This window comes from Pseudomonas fortuita, from assembly GCF_026898135.2.
In the GTDB taxonomy this organism is placed as follows: domain Bacteria; phylum Pseudomonadota; class Gammaproteobacteria; order Pseudomonadales; family Pseudomonadaceae; genus Aquipseudomonas; species Aquipseudomonas fortuita.
Map to the genome: position 1 here is coordinate 5,853,059 of NZ_CP114035.2, position 18,636 is coordinate 5,871,694.

Below are 18,636 nucleotides of genomic sequence, written 5' to 3' on the forward strand. Positions count from 1 at the left end.
GATGTGATGCCAGCAATGCGCCTGCATCCTCCCTCTCATTCGCTCGGAGACGCTCTATGTTCGCCTACCTCAACCGCAAGCTTGGCAATATCAGTGTCGCTGCCAAGCTGGCCCTCGGCTTCGCCGTAGTGCTGCTGCTCACACTGGCCACCACCATCAGCGGGTGGCGCGCCCTGGATGACGCCATCGTGCGCTCACAGCAACTCAGCGAAATAGGCCTGATCAACGACCTGACCAAAGACCTGCGGGCAGAACGCATCACCTACCGCGTGCTCAACGACGACACCAGCAAAGCGCGCATCAGCAGCATCCTCGAACAACTCAACAACATGCTGACCACCCTGCAAAAACGCAGCAACGTCGATGAATCAAGACAGTTGCTGACCGAAAAGCTGGCGCTGTTACAGCGCCTGCGCGGCGATTTCAGCGAATTGCAACGTAGCACCGGTAACCGCAGCACGCTGCGCGAAGCCATGCAGGCTCGGGAACAGGCACTTAATGATGCGATCGACGAGCTGCAGACCCAAGCCCTGCTGAGGATGCCAGCCGACAGCCAGCAAAGTGGTGTACTGGGCCTGATGGACACCCTCACCCGACAGGTCGAAGGGGCCAATCAGCAAAGCCTGGTGCCAGCCTATACCTTCACTCCGGTCGAGGATTTCGCAAAAGTCGGCGACAACGCCCTGGATGCTGCCAAAAATAGCCTTGGGCAACTGCTTGCCGGCCTTGCGCCGCTGGGTTTGCCACGCGCAGTCAGCGAGCAGCCCGGTGTCGAGCTGGCCAAGTACCGCGCCGCCCTGGACGAGTACCGCCACGCCGCCATACGTGTCGAGCAGCTGCAGAACAATATGGAAAATATGGGCAATGAGCTGCGCGCGGTCAGCCTCGAATTGGGTAAACGCAAGGTCGAACAACGTGACAGCGAAGCCTTGGCCGCACGCTCGCTGCTGACCAGTGTGGCGCTGCTGGCACTGGCGGTGGGCGTATTGGCTGCGTGGCTGATCACCTTGCAGATCACCCAACCGCTGCGCCAGACGCTGGCCGTAGCCGCACGTATCGCCAAGGGTGACCTGAGCCAGGTTGACGCAGTGCAACGCCGTGATGAAATGGGCCAGCTGCAAACCCGCATGCGCGAAATGACCTTGAGCCTGCGCGAGTTGATCGGCGGCATCGACCAGGGGGTCGGGCAGCTGTCACAGGCTGCTACACAGCTGGCGGCCAGCAGCGAGGACACCAAGCTGCGCATCAACCAGCAGCGCGAGGAAACCGACCAGGTGGCTACCGCCATGAACCAGATGAGCGCAACCGTGCAGGAAGTGGCACAGAATGCCGAACAAGCCTCGCAGGCCGCGACCAACGCTGACCAGCAGGCGCAGATGGGCGACCAGGTCGTGTCCGAAGCCATCGGCCGTATCGAGCAACTGGCCGGGCAGATGGATCATTGCCTGGCAGCCATGCAGCACCTGGCGGGCGAAAGCCAGCGCATTGGCAGCATCCTTGACGTGATCAAGTCGGTGTCCGAACAGACCAACCTGCTGGCGCTGAACGCCGCCATCGAGGCGGCCCGTGCAGGCGAAGCCGGCCGTGGCTTTGCCGTGGTGGCCGATGAAGTACGCGGTTTGGCCCAGCGTACCTCGACGGCGACCGAGGAGATTGGCCAGCTGATCGACAGCCTGCACAACGGTACGGACGACGTGACCCGTTTGCTGGACAGCAGCAAGCGCCTGACCGAGCAGAGCGTGGCGCTGAGCCGCAGGGCCGGGCAGGCGCTGAGCCAGATCACCGACACAGTGTCGAGCATCCAGGGCATGAACCAGCAGATTGCCACGGCCAGCGAAGAACAGAGCGTGGTGGCCGAGCAAATCAACCGAAGCGTGATCAATGTGCGGGATGTGTCGGATCAGACCAGTGCGGCCAGTGAGCAGACGGCGGCTTCGAGCGGGGAGCTTGAGCAGCTGGGGCAGCAGTTGCGGGGGATGGTGGGGCGGTTCAACCTGTGAAATGCCGGGGCCGCATTGCGGCCCATTCGCGGGACAAGCCCGCTCCCACAAGCATCACGCACCCTGACAGCAGCCGGGCACCTGTGGAAGCGGGCTTGTCCCGCGAAGAGGCCGGTGCGGTTACAGCACCTGGCGCAGGAACGCCTGCGCGCGCGGATCCTTCGGCGCATCGAAGAACGCCCCAGGCGCGGCATCTTCAAGCAGCTTGCCATGGTCGAAGAACAGCACCCGGTCCGCCACTTCGCGGGCAAACCCCATTTCGTGGGTGACGCAGACCATGGTCATGCCTTCCTGGGCCAGGGTCTTCATCACGTCCAGCACCTCGCCGACCATCTCCGGGTCCAGCGCCGAGGTCGGCTCGTCAAACAGCATCACTTTCGGGTCCATCGCCAGGGCGCGGGCAATTGCCACCCGCTGTTGCTGGCCGCCGGACAGGCGCGACGGGTACTCGTTGGCCTTCTGCGAAATACCCACCTTCTCCAGCAACGCCCGGGCCTTGGCTTCACGCTCGGCCTTGTTGCGCTTGCGCACCACCTTCTGCGCCAGGCACAGGTTTTCGAGCACGGTCATGTGCGGGAACAGGTTGAAGTGCTGGAACACCATGCCGACTTCGCGGCGGTAGGCGTTGATGTCGGTCTTTGGGTCGGCCAACTGCAGGCCGTCGATGGCCACATGGCCTTCGTCGAAATGCTCCAGGCCGTTGAGGCAGCGCAGGAAGGTCGACTTGCCCGAGCCCGATGGGCCGAGCACTACCACCACTTCGCCCTTGGCGACCTGGGTGGTGACATTGTCCACAGCCCGGACCACTTGGCCACGGGTGTCGAACACTTTCAGCAGGTCACGGACTTCAATCACTTTGCGCAAGCCTCCGCTCGAGCCGGCTGGCCAGGTGCGACAGCGGCAGGTTGATCAGCAGGTACAGACCTGCCACGCAGAACCAGATCTCGAAGGTCGAGAACGAGGTGGTGATGGCCTCGCGGCCGCTTTTGGTCAGTTCGGTAATCGCAATCACCGAGACCAGCGAGGTGTCCTTGACCAGGCTGATGAACTGGCCAGCCAACGGCGGCAGCACGCGTTTGAAGGCTTGCGGCAAGATCACGTGCCGCATTGACTGGCCAGCGTTCAGGCCCAGCGAGCGGGCGGCTTCGTTCTGGCCCTTGGCGATGGACTGCACGCCAGCACGGACGATTTCCGCCACGTAGGCGCCCGTGAACAGTGCCAGCGCGGCCACCCCGGCAAACTCGCGGGACAGGTTGAGGACGGTGCCGATGAAGAAGTAGAAAATGAAAATCTGCACCAGCAGCGGCGTGCCACGCACCAATTCGACATAGACGGTTGAAAGGTCGCGCAGGGTCGGGTTGCTGGACAACCGGCACAGCCCAGCGAACAGGCCGATGACCAGGCCCAGGGCGCCAGACACCACCGACAGCCACAATGTGGTCCACAGGCCCCAGGCCAGCGGGCCGGCTGCCCAGTGGCGGGTGACACCGATCTGGTCGCCTTCGGCAACATCGTCGCCGCGGCTCAGTTGCAGGCTGTCCTTGGCCACGTCGAGCACCTGCTCGTCACCTTGCTCGTCCTTCAGTGTGACGCGAGCGTTATCGCCGGCAATGACGATGTCCTGCACGGTGCCGTTACCGGCGGCGCGCTGTACGTCCTCGGCCTTGTAGGCGAAGTACTGGGGTACACGGTTCCAGCGCCACTCGTAGGACATCATCGAGGTGGCCATGTACAGGCTGATCGCCAGGCCGACCAGCACCAGGGCGGTCAGCCCGTGCCAGGGCCACTGGGCTTTCTTGTGTTTGATCACGTGGGGTACTTCCGTAAATGCGAACGCGCAGGGTTTGCCTGCGCGTCGGGGTCAAAGCCGGGCTTGTGGCCTGGGCCTTATTCCATGTCCTTCAGCCAGTCCTTGTTCTTGAACCACTTGTCGTGAATACGATCGTAGGTCCCGTCATGCTTGATCTGGTGCAGGAAGTTGTTGATGAAGTTGATGCTGTCGTAGTCGCCTTTCTTCAGGCCGAAGGCCAGCGGCTCGTAGGTGAAGGGCTCTTCGAGGAACAGCAGCTTGCCGGCACCGGCCTTCTCCACGGCGACCACGTTGTACGGCGCGTCATAAACGAAGGCGTCAGCCTTGCCGTTGACCACGTCCATGACCGCTTCCTGTTCGTTGTCGTAGCCGTGGTACTTGGCTTTGCCGATCAGCTTCTTGGAGACCATTTCGCCGGTGGTGCCCAGCTTGGACGTCAGGCGGTACTTCTCGTTGTTCAGGTCCTTGTACGACTTGATCTCGCCCGCCAGCTCCTTGCGGATCAGCAGGGTCTGGCCAACCACGATGAAGGGTTCGCTGAAGTTCAGGCGCAGGTTGCGTTCCTGGGTCAGGGTCATGCCGCTGCCGATCATGTCGAACTTGTCGGTCAACAGGGCCGGGATGATGCCGTCATAGGCGGTGGACACTGCCTCGAACTTGACGCCCATGGACTTGGCCATGGCCTTGAGAATGTCGACTTCGAAGCCGATGATCTCGCCACGCTTGTTGGTCATCTGGAACGGCATGTAGGTCGGGTCCATGCCCACCTTCAGGGTACCGCGCTTGACCGCGTCATCAATGGCGCCTGCCTGGGCCGCAGTTACAGCGACCAGGGCGGTTACACCGACCAGCAGTCGCGAAAGGTATTGCTTGATCATCACCAAGTCCCCTAGCAAGAAAAGTAGCGAATCTTATTGTGTTGGCACGGCCGTACTGGCCGAGGCGTCGTATCGGAATGGGATGCTAACGCATGGCGGCTCGGGGACCTAGCGCCGGGGGGGACTTTGTTGGCCAAAATCGAATGCATGGGCTGTTAAAAGCTTCGCGGGGCAAGCCCGCCCCCACAGGGACCGCACAGCATTCAACAACTGTGAGGTCCCTGTGGGGGCGGGCTTGCCCCGCGAATGGACGGATCAGGCGCCGACGAGTGCCGGTTGGCCTTCATTCTCCGGATGCAGCGGCAACAACGGCGAGTGCGGGTCATTTTTGATCGACGCGCGCCACACATCGATCCACGCCGCGTTGTGCTCTGCCCATACCTGCTCGTGCAGGCGGGTCAGCGCAACCGGGTCGCTGAGCAGGGCCAGGCGAGTATTGAGGTCCAGCCCTTTCGGCCCGACTTCCATGGCCTTGGCCACGCGCTCGGCACGCAGCGCTTCGATCGGCGCCGCCTGGCCATGACGGGCAGTGGCCATGGCACAGGCCAGGGCGTTCTGCCGGGGGTCGACCACAGCCCGCACAAAGCCGTCATGCAGGGCATGCCAGCGGTTTTCGTGGGTGTACTGGTCGGTGGCCAGCAACTCTTGTGGGGTGGCGTATTCCTCCGGGATGAGGAACAGCTTCTCGTCCTTGGCCGCCAGGCCCAGGCGAGTGCGGCTGGAAATCACCGAAACCGGGATCGACAGCACCAGCGAGCCAACGATTGGCGCCAGCCACCACAGGAAGCTCGGGTTCAACCACGCCACCAACGCGGCCCAGGCAATACCCAGCAGGGTTTGCGGACCATGGCGACGCACAGCCTCGCTCCACGGCGTGGAGTCGTCGTCACGCTGTGGCGAGTTCCAGGTCGCCGCCCAGCCGAGGAACGCGGCCAGCACGAAGCGGGTGTGGAAGATCATGCGCACCGGTGCCAGCAGCATGGAGAACAGCATCTCCATCAGCATCGACAGGGTGACCTTGATCCGCCCGCCAAACTCGACGGCGCCCTTGGCCCAGATCAGGATGATGCTGAGCAGCTTGGGCAGGAACAGCAGCACGATGGTGGTGGAGAACAGCGCCACGGCCTTCTCCGGGTGCCACTGTGGCCATAGCGGGTAGAGCTGGTACGGCTCGATGAAGTACTGCGGCTCCATCAGGGTGTTGGTCGCCAGCAACGCCGTCGACAGCACCAGGAACAGGAACCACAGCGGCGCCGACAGGTACGACATCACCCCGGTGAGGAACACCGCACGGTGCACTGGGTGCATGCCCTTGACCAGGAACAGGCGGAAGTTCATCAGGTTGCCGTGGCACCAGCGCCGGTCGCGCTTGAGCTCGTCGAGCAGGTTGGGCGGCAGCTCTTCGTAACTGCCCGGCAGGTCGTAGGCGATCCATACGCCCCAGCCGGCCCGGCGCATCAGCGCAGCTTCGACAAAGTCGTGGGAGAGAATCGCACCGGCGAACGCCCCCTTGCCCGGCAACGGCGCCAGGGCGCAGTGCTCGATGAACGGCTTCATGCGGATGATCGCGTTGTGGCCCCAGTAGTGCGACTCGCCCAGCTGCCAGAAGTGCAGGCCAGCGGTGAACAGCGGGCCGTACACGCGGGTGGCAAACTGCTGCATGCGTGCATACAGGGTATCCATGCCCGAGGCTCTAGGCCCGGTCTGGATGATGCCGGCGTCCGGGTTGGCCTCCATCAGGCGCACCAGGCTGCTCAGGCACTCGCCGCTCATGACGCTGTCTGCGTCCAGCACGACCATGTACTTGTACTCGCCCCCCCAGCGACGGCAGAAGTCGTCGAGGTTACCGCTCTTGCGCTTCACACGGCGCCGACGGCGGCGGTAGAAGATGCGGCCGAAGCCTTTGGTTTCGCGGCACACGTCCAGCCAGGCTTGTTGTTCGGCCACGGCAATGTCGGTGTCGTTGGTGTCGCTGAGCACGAAGAAGTCGAAGCGGTCGAGGTTGCCGCTGGCGGCCACCGACTCGAACGTTGCGCGCAGACCGGCGAACACGCGAGGCACGTCTTCGTTGCAGATCGGCATCACCAGTGCGGTACGCGCCTCGGGTGCAATCGGCTCGTTGCCGGCGCTGCTGCCCGAAATCTTGTATTTGTCGCGCCCGGTAAGCAGCTCAAGGAAGCCCATCAGCGCGGTCCAGAAGCCCGCCGACACCCAGCAGAACAGGATACCGAAGAGGATCAGGATGGAAGTTTGCAAGGCATACGGCCACACCTGCACCACGGTATCCCACAGCGGCTGGCTGAGGACTTCGTCAAGGTCGACGAACGACCAGCCCTGGTACGGCAGGATGCCCTTCATGTACCAACCGGCGATGATGGTCTGGCCGATCATCAGGGTCAGCAGGATGTAACGGCGGATAGAGCCCACCGTGCGCCAGCGTGCCGGCGGCAGCTCGCGCTTGGGCGGCTGCGGCGCGTTGGTGCGGCCGGTCATGCGCCGCCACATGCGGATCAGCACGTTGGTGCGCCAAGGCTCGGGCACAACTTTGGTGCGTTTGATCGGCGGGGCGATCTTCAGGCAAAGGCGGCCGCTGCCGTCGACGCCGAGCATTTCGGCCTCTTCCAGCTCGGCGGCGCTGCCCACGGTCAGGCGCGGGCCCACCGAGGCCTGCACGGCCTCGGCAGCGTTGGCGGCCGGGTTGGCCGCCAAGCGTTGGTGCAGCTCACTGAACGACGTGCAGCTGGCGAGTTCCGCCCGTTGCTCGTCACTCAGTGGTAGGTGAGCCAGGTACTCGCCAAGCGATACTGGCCTTGCGTTTGAGTTACTCATCGGCAGGCAACTGATAGCTCCAGGTCTCGGTCAGCACCTTCTCGGTGGTGGCCGGGGTCCCGTTGGTGGGCGCCGCATCGGCGGCAGGTTGTTCGGCCTTGGCAGGTTGCTCAGCCTTGACGGCTTTCTCGGCCTTGGCATGCTTGGCTGCGGCCTTGTCCTGCTTGGCGTCCTGGGCAGGCTTGGCGGTTTCGGCCGGCACATCACGCACCAGCGCGGCACGCATTTCGGTCGACTTGTTAGCTTCCTTGATCTTCAGGCGCAGGGTCAGGCGCCAGCCCTTGGTCTCAGGGTTATAGCGCAGATTGTTCTCGACCACCTCGGCATTGTCGCCAACGCTGATCTGGCTGCGCACCGCGGTGTCTTCCGGCAATGCGGCCAGGGCCGGCCCGGCGAAGTCGACCAGGAAGGCCACGCTGCCGTCTGGCTGGCGGATCAGGTTGGACTGTTTCACGTCACCGGTGGAACGCAGGGTCTGCTTGACCGAGCCCAGCTCAGGGGCCTGGAACTTCGCCTCGTCGATGGTCCAGTGCAGGCGGTAAGCGTACTCGAACGGCTTGCCTGGCTCCGGCAGTTTCTCCGGGCTCCAGAAGGCTACGATGTTGTCGTTGGTCTCGTCGGCGGTCGGAATTTCGACCAGGTCGACGGTGCCCTTGCCCCAGTCGCCCTTCGGCTCGATCCAGGCGCTTGGGCGCTTCTGGTAGTTGTCATCGAGGTCTTCGTAGTCGCTGAACGCGCGCTGGCGCTGCATCAGGCCGAAACCACGCGGGTTCTCGACGCTGAAGTTGCTCACGGCCAGGTGTTTAGGGTTGTTCAGCGGGCGCCACAGCCACTCGCCATTGCCGGCGTGAATCGACAGGCCTTCGGAGTCGTGCAGGGCCGGACGGTAGTTGAGGACCTTGGACGGCTGGTTGGGGCCGAACAGGAACATGCTGGTCAGCGGGGCAATGCCCAGGCGGCTGACCTGGTCACGCAGGAACACGCGGGACTGCACGTCGACCACGGTGTCGTTGCCCGGGCGCAGGGTCAGCTTGTAGGCGCCGGTAGAGCGCGGCGAATCCAGCAGGGCGTAGATCACCAGATGCTTGTCGGCCGGCTTGGGCTTCTCGACCCAGAACTCGGTGAAGCGCGGGAATTCCTCGCCCGACGGCAGCGCGGTGTCGATGGCCAGGCCACGGGCCGACAGGCCATAGACATGGCCCTTGCCGACCACGCGGAAATAGCTGGCGCCAAGCAGGGTCATGATCTCGTCCTGCTTGTCGGCCTTGTTGATCGGGTACAGCACGCGGAAACCGGCGTAACCCAGGTTCTTGGTGGTTTCCGGGTCGTGGGGCACGTCACCGAACTCGAAGCGGCTCGGGTCGTACTTGATTTCCTCGACCTTGGTAGCGGTGACTTCGTTGATTTTCACCGGGGTGTCGAAGTGCATGCCCTGGTGGTAGAACGACAGTTTGAACGGGGTCTTGTCCTTGGCCCACTCGGCCTTTTCCTGCAGGAAATGGATTTTCTGGTAGTCCGCGAACTTCATGTCGCGGAACACCGCCGGCAGGTTGCTTTTGGGTACGTCGTACTTCTGGCCGGCCAGATCCTTTGCCTTGGCTGCAACATCGTCAAGATTGAATGCCCACAGCTGGCCCGCGCTCATCAGGCCGACCAGTGCCACACTGGCCATCAGGGCCTTGCGTAGCCGGATGCCGGGGATTCTTGATGCTTTTTGGGGACTAACAATCACGAGCAACCCTCGCCGAAAACAGATCATGAAACCAACGGCCAGCGACAAATGCCGGGTTGGCGAGCACTGTTCGGACCCCGTGAGGGCGTAATGATTCCCCAAACGGATCCAGACAATGCTCGAGTCAGAGTGAAACGAACCTGCGAACGCAGGTCCATGCAGCGCGCGATTATCCAGCAGGTCGCGTGACAACGCATCAGGCTGAACCAACTATTTATCGTACAAAACCCCTTGTTTTCTTATAAACAAAGGGTTTTTGACCTCATATTTGTAACATAAATGTTACGGGGCCATCATTGACCAGATGCACCTGCATGTCCGCACCGAACTGCCCGCTCGCCACGTTGCCATGCTGGCTCTTCGCTCGCTGCAAAAGATAGTCGAACAATTCAGCTCCGAGGGCCGGCGGCGCTGCCGTCGAGAAGCTCGGGCGCATGCCGTTGCGGGTGTCTGCGGCCAAGGTGAACTGCGACACCAGCAGCAAATCACCCCCGACGTCCTTCAACGACAGGTTCATCTTGCCCTGCTCATCGCTGAACACACGGTAGTTCAGCAGCTTGTGCAACAGTTTGTCGGCCTGCTCGCGGGAATCTTCAGGCTCGACTGCCACCAGCACCAGCAAACCCTGGTCGATGGCGCCGACAACCTCCCCCGCCACTTCAACCCGCGCACCGCGCACGCGCTGCAGCAAGCCCCTCATGCTTCTTCCAGGGGCAGGTCAAGCAGGCGGCGGGCCATCTGGTCGGCGGCACGCACCAGCGCATCGGTGATGCCCGGCTCGGACGCAGCGTGGCCAGCGTCACGAATGACCTTGAGTTCGCTGTTCGGCCAGGCCTGGTGCAGGGCCCAGGCGTTATCCAGCGGGCAGATCACGTCATAGCGACCGTGCACGATCACCGCTGGCAGATGGGCGATCTTCGGCAGGTCGCGGATCAGCTGGTCCGGTTCGAGGAAGGCGTTGTTCATGAAGTAGTGGCACTCGATACGCGCAATCGACAGCGCCCGCTGCGGCTCGGAGAAGCGGTCGACCACCAGCGGATTCGGGCGCAGGGTGGCGGTACGGCCCTCCCAGGTTGACCAGGCCTTGGCAGCGTGCATCTGGGCAATCTGGTCATTGCCGGTCAGGCGCTTGTGGAAGGCCTTGACCAGGTCCCCGCGCTCTTCCGGCGGAATCGGTGCGATGTAGTCTTGCCAGTAGTCGGGGAACAAGCGGCTCGCACCCTCCTGGTAGAACCACTCGATCTCCTGCGGCCGGCACAGGAAGATGCCACGCAGGATCAGCCCATGGACACGCTCGGGATGGGTCTGGGCGTAGGCCAGGGCCAGGGTCGAGCCCCACGAGCCGCCAAACAGCACCCATTTGTCGATGCCAAGGTGCTCGCGAATGCGCTCCAGGTCCTCGACCAGGTGCCAGGTGGTGTTGTTTTCCAGGCTCGCATGGGGCGTGGAGCGACCACAGCCACGCTGGTCGAAGGTGATGATGCGGTACAGGTTGGGGTCAAAGTAGCAGCGGCTCTGGGCGTCGCAGCCAGCACCCGGGCCTCCATGGATGAACACCACGGGCAGACCTTCGGGCGAGCCACTTTCGTCGACATACAGCACATGCGGCGCTTCCACGGCCAGATCGTGCCGGGCGTAGGGTTTGATCTGCGGGTAGAGGGTCTGCATTGCGCACTCCGTGTGAGGATATTGACTGCCGTTGGGCATCATAAACCTGAATTGCGCTTTGAGCATGTTCTCGTACCCTCGAACATGAAAGTTCGAGGACCACCGTACGAATATCTACCACATTCTCCCTGGCCATGTAGCCATAGTCGCTGAGCCTTTCACTGCACACAGGTTCATATGACCATGGAACAAGACACCCGCCTCCCGTATGCGCTGATCGCAGGTAAAACCCCCAACTGGTTGAAAACCGCGGCGCCATCGACCCACACCCTCATGAAGCAGGTCATGAGCACCCGTGCAACTGCACTGGAGCAGGCATGTCAGACCCAACCGGCCATCGCCAGCGCGCTGACAAGCGAGCATGCGCGGCTGCAGGCGGCCATGGCCGAGGTGCAGGCGCTGTATCGTGCCTTGCCGAACCTGGAAGCATTCGCCAGCGAACAATTGAGCACAGCCATCAAGCAAACCTTCGGGTTTGAGGTAGACGTCTGCAACAACTATCTGCTGGACGTCCGTCACCTCGACAAGCAACCCGGACAAGCGCTGGAAGCTTACAAACATGCCACCCATACATTGCTGGAAAGTGCGCTGCACAACTTCGAGGCCAGCGCAGCAGAGCCCGGTGGCATGGACAACGATAATGCCCTTCTGAAGAAATCGGTGATCCTTGACCACAAAGGTTTCATGGGCACAGTGCCCATCCCCAATTCCCTCGACATCGCACCCGAACGCTTCGCCCGTCTGTGCCGCGAGCTGGATATCGGTGGCCAGTACCAGGCAAAGTTGCAGGCAATCTACTACAGCGATATCAAAACCGGCGCGAGCAACCCGGCAACCTTCGACAAGCTCGCCGAGCTCGAACGCTGCACTTTCACGCAAAGCCTGCACCTCGCCCGGCTGCAGAATGACATCAGCCAGGCTCTCTATGAAACCGCTCTGGCGCTGCCCCTGGATGTTCCAGTGCAGTCCTCCAGCCTGACGTTCAGTGCACTTTCGCTGTGGGATGTGCAGCTGACCCGACTGCGCCTGTTCGATTACCAGGCAACGGACGGGCACCCATCAGTGGCGCTTTACATTCCGGACGATCCTGAAACACCGCTCAAGGAATTTGCGTCGCAGACAGAATGCGAGCAATGGCTGCGCGATCGCCTGCTTGGCGACATTCATTACCTCGACCACTGCATGAAAGAACGAGACAAGGCCCACCTGAGGGTCCGGCTGCTCGACCGACTGATGCCGTTGACGCTGACGGTAACGGGCGCCCATGAGCGCACCGCAGACCCACATGCCAAGGTGTTGTTGCAGGCACGCCAGCTCAGTGGCTCCCTGTTACAGGGGCTGGTGACGGAAAAGGTGTTTCGCCATGAAGAAGACGTCGCCTTCCATGCCCTGCCCACAACGCTCATGGATACCATCAGTGCGGTAAGTCACCGCGAGCACCTGCTGCAAAAAGCACTGACCACGCTCAACATTGCCGGGTTCTTCGTGCCTGCGATCGGCGAGGTCATGCTGGGGATCTGCGCACTGCAACTGGCGTACGAGGTTTATGAAGGCATCGAAAGCTGGGCCCACGACGATAAGCAGCAGGCTTACCAGTACCTGCTGGACGTGGTGCAAAACGTTGCGCAGATGGCCGCATTCAGCCTGGCCATCAAAGCGGCCGAGGGCGGCGTGAGGGCCGCTGCTGGCGGGCCGGGCGAGCCAACGGTGTTACCAGAGCCAATGCCCGTTGAGACCCCTTCTTTCATCGAAGAGCTCGACGATGTAGAACTCCCCGAGGGCCAGATCAAGCTCTGGAAACCCGACTTGGCGCCCTATGCCCAGCCCATCGACATACCCGACACACTCGGACCAGACGAGCTGGGCCTGCATCATCACCAAGGTAGAACCTGGCTGAAGCTGGACGGCCAGACCTACGCAGTCAGGCGCTCACCCCAGGGCGATGGATACCGCATCGAACACCCAACCCGGGCGAATGCCTACCAGCCACCACTGCGTCACAACGGCGCCGACATCTGGCTGCACCCATTGGAACGTCCCGAACAATGGCAGGAACAGCAATTGTTGCGTCGCTCCGGAACAGCCAACGAAGGGTTTGACGACGACACCGCGCAGCGCATCTTGCGGGTCAGCGGCATCAGCGAGGATGTGCTGCGCAAGGTGCTGTGCGACAGCCAGCGCCTGCCTGGACAGCTGGAAGATACCTTCACCCGCTTCAAATTGTACCGGGCCATTGAGCAGGCGAACGCCCAGGCATTACCCGGTCAGATTCAACGCGACTTTTACCAGCAGTACCAGCGCCTTCCTGCCAGCCAGGCGCCGGGGGCAGAGCTGCTGCGCACCCGCTATCGGCAGCTCCCTTCCCCGGTCATCGAAGAGCTGCTACACAATGCTACCGCCAGCGAACTGGCCGACCTGGGCGATGGCAAGGTCCCCAGGCGCCTGGCCGACGAAGTTCGCCTGCTCCAGCAACAGCTCAGGCTCAACCGTGCTTACGAAGGGTTGTACCTTGAGCAGTTGCGCAACTGGGACACCGATTGCCTGGTCCTGCATACCCTTGCGCGATTGCCCGACTGGCCGGCGGATACCGGCATCACCCTGGAACAGCGCATGCAATCGCCCAACCAGAGCGCCCGTATCGGTCCCGTTGATGCGGCGCAGAATCCGACGATCATCAGTGCCCGGGCTGGCTACTTGCTGATGCACAGCGAAACACCCGATGCCCCCTTGAATGCCCATGCCATCTTGTATGGCGCCCTGTTCGAAGCCCTCAGCGAAGCACAGCGCACGGCGCTGGGGATCGACGATGAGGCGGCACTCAAGGCATTGGTGGTACACGCCCAGTGGCTGCCACGCCCAGCCCTGAGGCAGGTATTGGGCATGCAGCCGATAAAGCCTGAATTCCGTTCGCCCATGCGCCTGGCCGATGGCCGTCTCGGCTACCCGCTGGGCGGAGCCCGCCCGCGCGCCACCAGTTTTTCACGGCATACACTGCTCAACAGAATCAGGCAGATCGGCCTGTACCTCCCCCTGCCCCACCCCGCCGAACAGACGCTGGCAACGCTGGAAAGCCGCAACCTGGACCGCAGTGCGATCAACGACCTGCTCGACACGCTCCTGGAGCAACGCCACCAGTTGCAGTCGAGCCTTGACAACTGGCGGCAGAGGGGCGAAGCGCTGACCCACCAGAGTGCGAACGAATTCGAGCAGTTGGCAGGTAGCATTTTGCAGCACTGGTATGATCGAGCCTTCGCAGCAAGCCCCGATCCGGGCAATCCGTTACGGCTGCAGCGCCTGTCCCTGTTGGATTTCCCCCTTGAGTTACCGACGTTCTTCACCGCAGGCGTACGTGAGCTGCAATTGCTCGAGACCCAGCCCGAGCGCTTTGAAGGCTTAGGCGAACACACCTCACGCCTGAACAGCCTGCTGCGGCAATTCGCCAATCTCACAACGCTGGAGATCAGCCGCGCCTACCGGCCTGAGGCGCCTCCTTCGCCGTTCCAGTCCAGCTTGCCCCTGATCGCAGAGCATCTGCCCTCACTGCAATCGCTGAGCCTGATCAACCAGAATATGGTAATTGCCACCTCCGATATCGACAGCCTTACGGCCTTGGGCGAGCTGCGCCGCCTGGACCTCAGCGGAAATCGCTTTTCCGACGACTCGCCGCCCGATTTCAACCGCCTGGAGCTGACTCATCTCGGCCTCGATAACATGCAGCTGGAGCATTGGCCCAACGGGCTTGGCTGGCACGTTGCCCACGAAATCCGCGAAATCTCCCTGCGCAACAACCGGATCACCTTACTGCCCCATTTCCTGCTGCAACACATTGTCGGCATTACCCGACATCCCCAGCTCTTTCTGCAAGGCAACCCGATCAGCTATGACGACATGCTGACCGTGATGCTCCGCCGAGACGAATTTCAGACACGTTTCGAGTGGGACCAGCCAGCCGATTTTCGTGAGCTCCTTGACCAGCACCTGCAGATGCGTCAACAGTTGCACGACCTTCTGGACAACTATGTCAACGCTTCCTCCTCCACCACAGTGGTCAGCCAGGCTGTATTGGCGGGCAGAATGCGCATCGAGAATGCCTTGAATCAGTTCTGGATTGCTCAGGAGACGCGTCAGTACAGCCCCGCGCTGTACCTGTCAGGCATTGCACTGGAGCTGTTCCCGACTCGTCTGCCCACATTCCTCAACGAACGCGTACATACCCTCTACCTGAACAATGTCAGCGGCACCACAGCACAGTTGCAAGACCTGCTTGGTCGATTCCCGCACTTGGTCCGATTGACTGCAGATAATTTCGTCCGGGCTCAACAAGACCTGCCGATGGCACTGCAGCGGTCCTCTGAACTTCATTCTCTGTCCTTGAACAATGTCGGGCTGGAGATCGATCAGCGTTTCATGGATGCCTTGGCCCCCCTGCAAAGACTCGAAGTGCTGGACCTCAGCAACAACCGCTTGGGCACGATCGTCAGTGCGCCACCTGCGCTGGGGTCGCTGCGACGCCTTGATCTTTCCCGGGCGGACCTCGAGCATTGGCCCGCCTGGGTGGATCGTCTGTTGCCCCTGGAGGTGCTGGACCTACGCCATAACCATATCAGGGAGCTGCCACAGCACATTCAGGAAAACCTTCACAACAACGTGCTCGTCAGCACGATCGACCTGGGCGGCAATCCATTGTCGGAGCAAGCGGTTCACCGCGCACGAGGGATATCGGAGAGCGAAGGCAGCTTCACCCTGAGGTACGATGCCCCAGACGAATGGGACCAAGACTTGCTTGACGAATTTTTCCGCAACTTTGGCGGACAGGTCATCGACGACGCCCCCGTGCTCACGGACTGGCTCCAGGCCTCGGAGCCTGAAAACGAAGCCCTGCGCGACATTTGGGAGCAACTTCAGGCGTCGGGCGACGCCCAGGACCTGCTTGCCCTGATAGGCCGGTTGAAAAACACCTCCACCTACCAGAATAACGAAACCCGCGTGGCGTTCTGCAAGCGGGTGCGACAGGTGCTGGTCAGGGCGTTGCTCAACCCGGACGAGCGGGCGCTGTTCAACATCCAGGCCAGTGAAGCCCTGACGCAGGAAAATGGCAGCCGAACCTGTCACGACGGTGCACTGCTGACATTCAAGAACATCGAGTTCTACATCGCCAGTGAGTACCTGCAGTTCGAAGGCGCGGACAACCAGGCCAACCTCTACCGTGAAGTGCGCCGGCTGTACCGCGTGCATGCGGTGGATGAACTGGCGACCCGCGAAGCCGGGGACCGGGATATAGCCGAAGTGCGCCTGACTTACCTGCGTGAACTGAATGCGCCCCTGCAGCTAGGCCTGCCTGTCGACAGGCTGCGCTATGCGATCAACCCCAGTATCGACGAATTGATCGATGCCGAGGTGCAAGTTCAGCGCGGCGAGCTCGGGGAGGACTTCCTGCGCTTTGCCTCCGCCAATGAAGTGTGGGTCCAGCATTTGCGCGAGGCCTACCCGGAGCGTTTCGCGCAAATCGAAGACAGCTACCGGGGCCAGGTGATCGAATTGCAGGATCGTTATCCAGAACGGTCACTGGACACCCTGGCGGATGAGTTCAACACACTGGAAAGAAGACGGCAGGCTCGCGAATTACACTTGATCCGCGAACTCACCGCCTGGGCCGACCCTGATCGCAGGCCTCGTTCCTCGAGCGAGTGACCTGGTTCAAGGGCCTAAGCGGCCGGCTTCCATGCCAGCATGGTTTCGAGCAGTTTGCGCAGCACACCCTGGGTTTGGTGCGCAAGCTGTTCGCAATAGGCGAACGGCTCGCACTCTTGCATATAGGTGCTTTGCGCCAGCTCCAGCTGCACGGCGTGGATGCCGTCGCATGGCTGGCCGTAATGACGGGTGATGTAGCCGCCCTTGAAGCGCCCGTTCAGCACATGGCTGAAATCCACCGCCTCGGCGCAAACGCCTTGCAGTTGCTCTGCCAGTCGCGCATCGCAACTGGCGCCATTGAACGTACCGAGGTTGAAGTCCGGCAACTTGCCCTCGAACAGGTGCGGGATCTGGGAGCGGATCGAGTGGGCGTCCCATAGCAGTGCATAACCGAACTGATCACGCAGGCGCAGCAGCTCTTCACGAAGGGTGTCGTGGTAAGGCCGCCAGATACGTTCCAGATAACTCGCGCGCTCGGCTGCCGAGGGTGCCTTGCCCTCCTTGAACAACGGCTCGCCGTCGAACAGCGTGGCCGGGTACAGCCCGGTGGTCGCGCCGACATACAGCGGTTGGTCATCTTCAGGCCGGTTCAGGTCGATTACAAAGCGCGAATACTCCGCCGCCACCACGCTCGCACCCAGTTCCCAGGCAAAATCGTACAGACGCGGGATGTGCCAGTCGGTGTCAGGCAAGCTGCGCGCCGCATCGACCAGCCCCTCGTCCACGGCGGGAGTCAGTTTCAGGCCGGCGTGCGGCATGCTGATCAACAGCGGCAAGCGGCCTTGGTGAAAACTCAGAACCTTGTCCATCGTGCCTCGCTCAGTTGGAGATTTCGTGGCCCTTGCGCACCACGCGCTTGGGCAGGTCGCCACCCAGCCAGTAGGCCAAGTCGGCGGGGCGTTCGATTTGCCAGGCGACGAAGTCGGCTACCTTGCCCACTTCCAGCGAGCCGTGGCTGTCCCCCAGGCCCAACGCCGTGGCGGCATGCACAGTGACGCCGGCCAAGGCTTCTTCCGGGGTCATGCGGAAACAGGTGCAGCCCATGTTCAACATCAGCCGCAGCGACAGCCCTGGCGAAGTACCGGGGTTGAGGTCGCTGGCCAAGGCAATCTTCACCCCGTGGCGGCGCAGTGCATCCATGGGTGGCAACTGGGTTTCGCGCAGGAAATAGAAGGCGCCCGGCAGCAGCACGGCGACCGTGCCGGCTGCAGCCATGGCAATGGCGTCCTCCTCGGTCATGAACTCCAGGTGGTCGGCCGACAGCGCCTGGTAGCGGGCCGCCAGGCTGGAGCCATGCAGCGACGACAGCTGTTCGGCGTGCAGCTTGACGGGCAGGCCCAGTTCGCGGGCCTTGATGAACAGCCGCTCGACCTGGGCCGGGGAGAACGCCAGGTGTTCGCAGAAGGCATCCACCGCGTCCACCAGGCCTTCGGCGGCCAGGGCCGGCAGCATCTCGTCACAGATGTGCGCGATGTAGTCGTCGGCCCGGCCGGCATACTCCGGCGGCAGGGCATGCGCAGCCAGGCAGGTGGCGCGCACCGCCAATGGCAGCTCGTCTGCCAGGCGCCGGGCCACGCGCAGCATCTTGCGCTCGTTGGCCAGGTCCAGGCCGTAGCCGGACTTGACCTCAAGGGTGGTTACGCCATCGCGCATCAGCGCCTGCACCCGCTGGCGGGCACTGGCGAACAACTCGTCCTCACTGGCCGCACGGGTGGCCCGCACGGTGCTGGCGATACCGCCGCCCTGCGCGGCGATTTCAGCGTAGCTGACGCCTTGCAGGCGCTGCTCGAACTCGCCGCTGCGGTTGCCACCGAACACCGCGTGGGTGTGGCAGTCGATCAGCCCCGGTGTAACCCAGGCGCCGCCCAGGTCCACCGTGCGGTCAGCGTCAACCGGTGCCAGCTCGGCGCGTGGGCCGATCCATTCGATCAGGCCGGCGCTGGTGACGATGGCCGCGTCTTCGATGGCCGAATAACGGCCCTCGGCCATGGTTGCCACATGGCAATGCTGCCAGAGGGTTCTCATGCA

At 62.3% G+C, this 18,636-nt stretch carries 11 protein-coding genes and 1 pseudogene; 3 read left to right on the top strand and 9 right to left on the bottom strand.

The window, feature by feature from the left end; translation table 11 throughout:
• Positions 1-56: 56 nt before the first annotated feature.
• Positions 57-1,097 (top strand): annotated as a pseudogene (locus OZ911_RS29090) (methyl-accepting chemotaxis protein); the annotation flags it as partial.
• A gap of 198 nt (positions 1,098-1,295) precedes the next feature.
• Positions 1,296-2,000 carry a methyl-accepting chemotaxis protein gene (locus OZ911_RS29095; RefSeq protein WP_375341498.1) on the top strand — a complete coding sequence of 235 codons (705 nt, stop codon included), beginning with the start codon at positions 1,296-1,298 and terminating at the stop codon, positions 1,998-2,000.
• A gap of 120 nt (positions 2,001-2,120) precedes the next feature.
• On the opposite strand, the gene OZ911_RS26760 is transcribed toward OZ911_RS29095, so the two are convergent.
• The 7 genes from OZ911_RS26760 to pip all read right to left on the bottom strand — a co-directional run bounded on the left by OZ911_RS26760 (position 2,121) and on the right by pip (position 10,917).
• Positions 2,121-2,855 carry an amino acid ABC transporter ATP-binding protein gene (locus OZ911_RS26760; protein ID WP_024717350.1) on the bottom strand — a complete coding sequence of 245 codons (735 nt, stop codon included), beginning with the start codon at positions 2,853-2,855 and terminating at the stop codon, positions 2,121-2,123.
• A complete protein-coding gene (locus tag OZ911_RS26765; RefSeq protein ID WP_016489571.1) occupies positions 2,848-3,810 on the bottom strand; it encodes an amino acid ABC transporter permease in 963 nt (320 codons plus the stop codon). Before OZ911_RS26765 ends, OZ911_RS26760 begins: the two co-directional genes overlap by 8 nt.
• Before the next feature lie 77 nt (positions 3,811-3,887).
• Positions 3,888-4,685 carry a transporter substrate-binding domain-containing protein gene (locus OZ911_RS26770; protein WP_024717349.1) on the bottom strand — a complete coding sequence of 266 codons (798 nt, stop codon included), beginning with the start codon at positions 4,683-4,685 and terminating at the stop codon, positions 3,888-3,890.
• 258 nt (positions 4,686-4,943) lie between these two features.
• Positions 4,944-7,517: a glucans biosynthesis glucosyltransferase MdoH gene (gene mdoH, locus OZ911_RS26775; protein WP_016489573.1), complete on the bottom strand. Its 2,574-nt coding sequence runs from the start codon at positions 7,515-7,517 to the stop codon at positions 4,944-4,946.
• A complete protein-coding gene (locus OZ911_RS26780) occupies positions 7,510-9,249 on the bottom strand; it encodes a glucan biosynthesis protein G (RefSeq protein WP_033734161.1) in 1,740 nt (579 codons plus the stop codon). The genes mdoH and OZ911_RS26780 overlap by 8 nt, the downstream gene beginning before the upstream one ends.
• Before the next feature lie 262 nt (positions 9,250-9,511).
• Positions 9,512-9,949: a D-aminoacyl-tRNA deacylase gene (dtd, locus tag OZ911_RS26785; protein ID WP_023048804.1), complete on the bottom strand. Its 438-nt coding sequence runs from the start codon at positions 9,947-9,949 to the stop codon at positions 9,512-9,514.
• Positions 9,946-10,917: a prolyl aminopeptidase gene (gene pip / locus OZ911_RS26790; protein ID WP_016489576.1), complete on the bottom strand. Its 972-nt coding sequence runs from the start codon at positions 10,915-10,917 to the stop codon at positions 9,946-9,948. The genes dtd and pip overlap by 4 nt, the downstream gene beginning before the upstream one ends.
• A gap of 183 nt (positions 10,918-11,100) precedes the next feature.
• Here pip and OZ911_RS26795 point away from each other — a divergent pair, with 183 nt between their 5' ends.
• Positions 11,101-16,608 carry a dermonecrotic toxin domain-containing protein gene (locus OZ911_RS26795; RefSeq protein ID WP_175444039.1) on the top strand — a complete coding sequence of 1,836 codons (5,508 nt, stop codon included), beginning with the start codon at positions 11,101-11,103 and terminating at the stop codon, positions 16,606-16,608.
• Positions 16,609-16,622: 14 nt separating this feature from the next.
• Here OZ911_RS26795 and hutG read toward each other — a convergent pair whose 3' ends face one another.
• Together hutG and hutI are read right to left on the bottom strand one after the other, a co-directional pair.
• On the bottom strand, positions 16,623-17,417 hold the full coding sequence (gene hutG, locus OZ911_RS26800; RefSeq protein ID WP_023048801.1) for an N-formylglutamate deformylase: 795 nt from the start codon (positions 17,415-17,417) through the stop codon (positions 16,623-16,625).
• 10 nt (positions 17,418-17,427) lie between these two features.
• Positions 17,428-18,633: an imidazolonepropionase gene (hutI, locus tag OZ911_RS26805; protein ID WP_023048800.1), complete on the bottom strand. Its 1,206-nt coding sequence runs from the start codon at positions 18,631-18,633 to the stop codon at positions 17,428-17,430.
• Positions 18,634-18,636: the final 3 nt, after the last annotated feature.

Coding starts and splice junctions, on each gene's coding strand:
- OZ911_RS26795 (WP_175444039.1), top strand. CDS start 11,101: ATGGAACAAGACACCCGCCTCCCGTATGCGCTGATCGCAGGTAAAACC.
- hutG (WP_023048801.1), bottom strand. CDS start 17,417: ATGGACAAGGTTCTGAGTTTTCACCAAGGCCGCTTGCCGCTGTTGATC.
- mdoH (WP_016489573.1), bottom strand. CDS start 7,517: ATGAGTAACTCAAACGCAAGGCCAGTATCGCTTGGCGAGTACCTGGCT.
- hutI (WP_023048800.1), bottom strand. CDS start 18,633: ATGAGAACCCTCTGGCAGCATTGCCATGTGGCAACCATGGCCGAGGGC.
- dtd (WP_023048804.1), bottom strand. CDS start 9,949: ATGAGGGGCTTGCTGCAGCGCGTGCGCGGTGCGCGGGTTGAAGTGGCG.
- pip (WP_016489576.1), bottom strand. CDS start 10,917: ATGCAGACCCTCTACCCGCAGATCAAACCCTACGCCCGGCACGATCTG.
- OZ911_RS29095 (WP_375341498.1), top strand. CDS start 1,296: ATGAGCGCAACCGTGCAGGAAGTGGCACAGAATGCCGAACAAGCCTCG.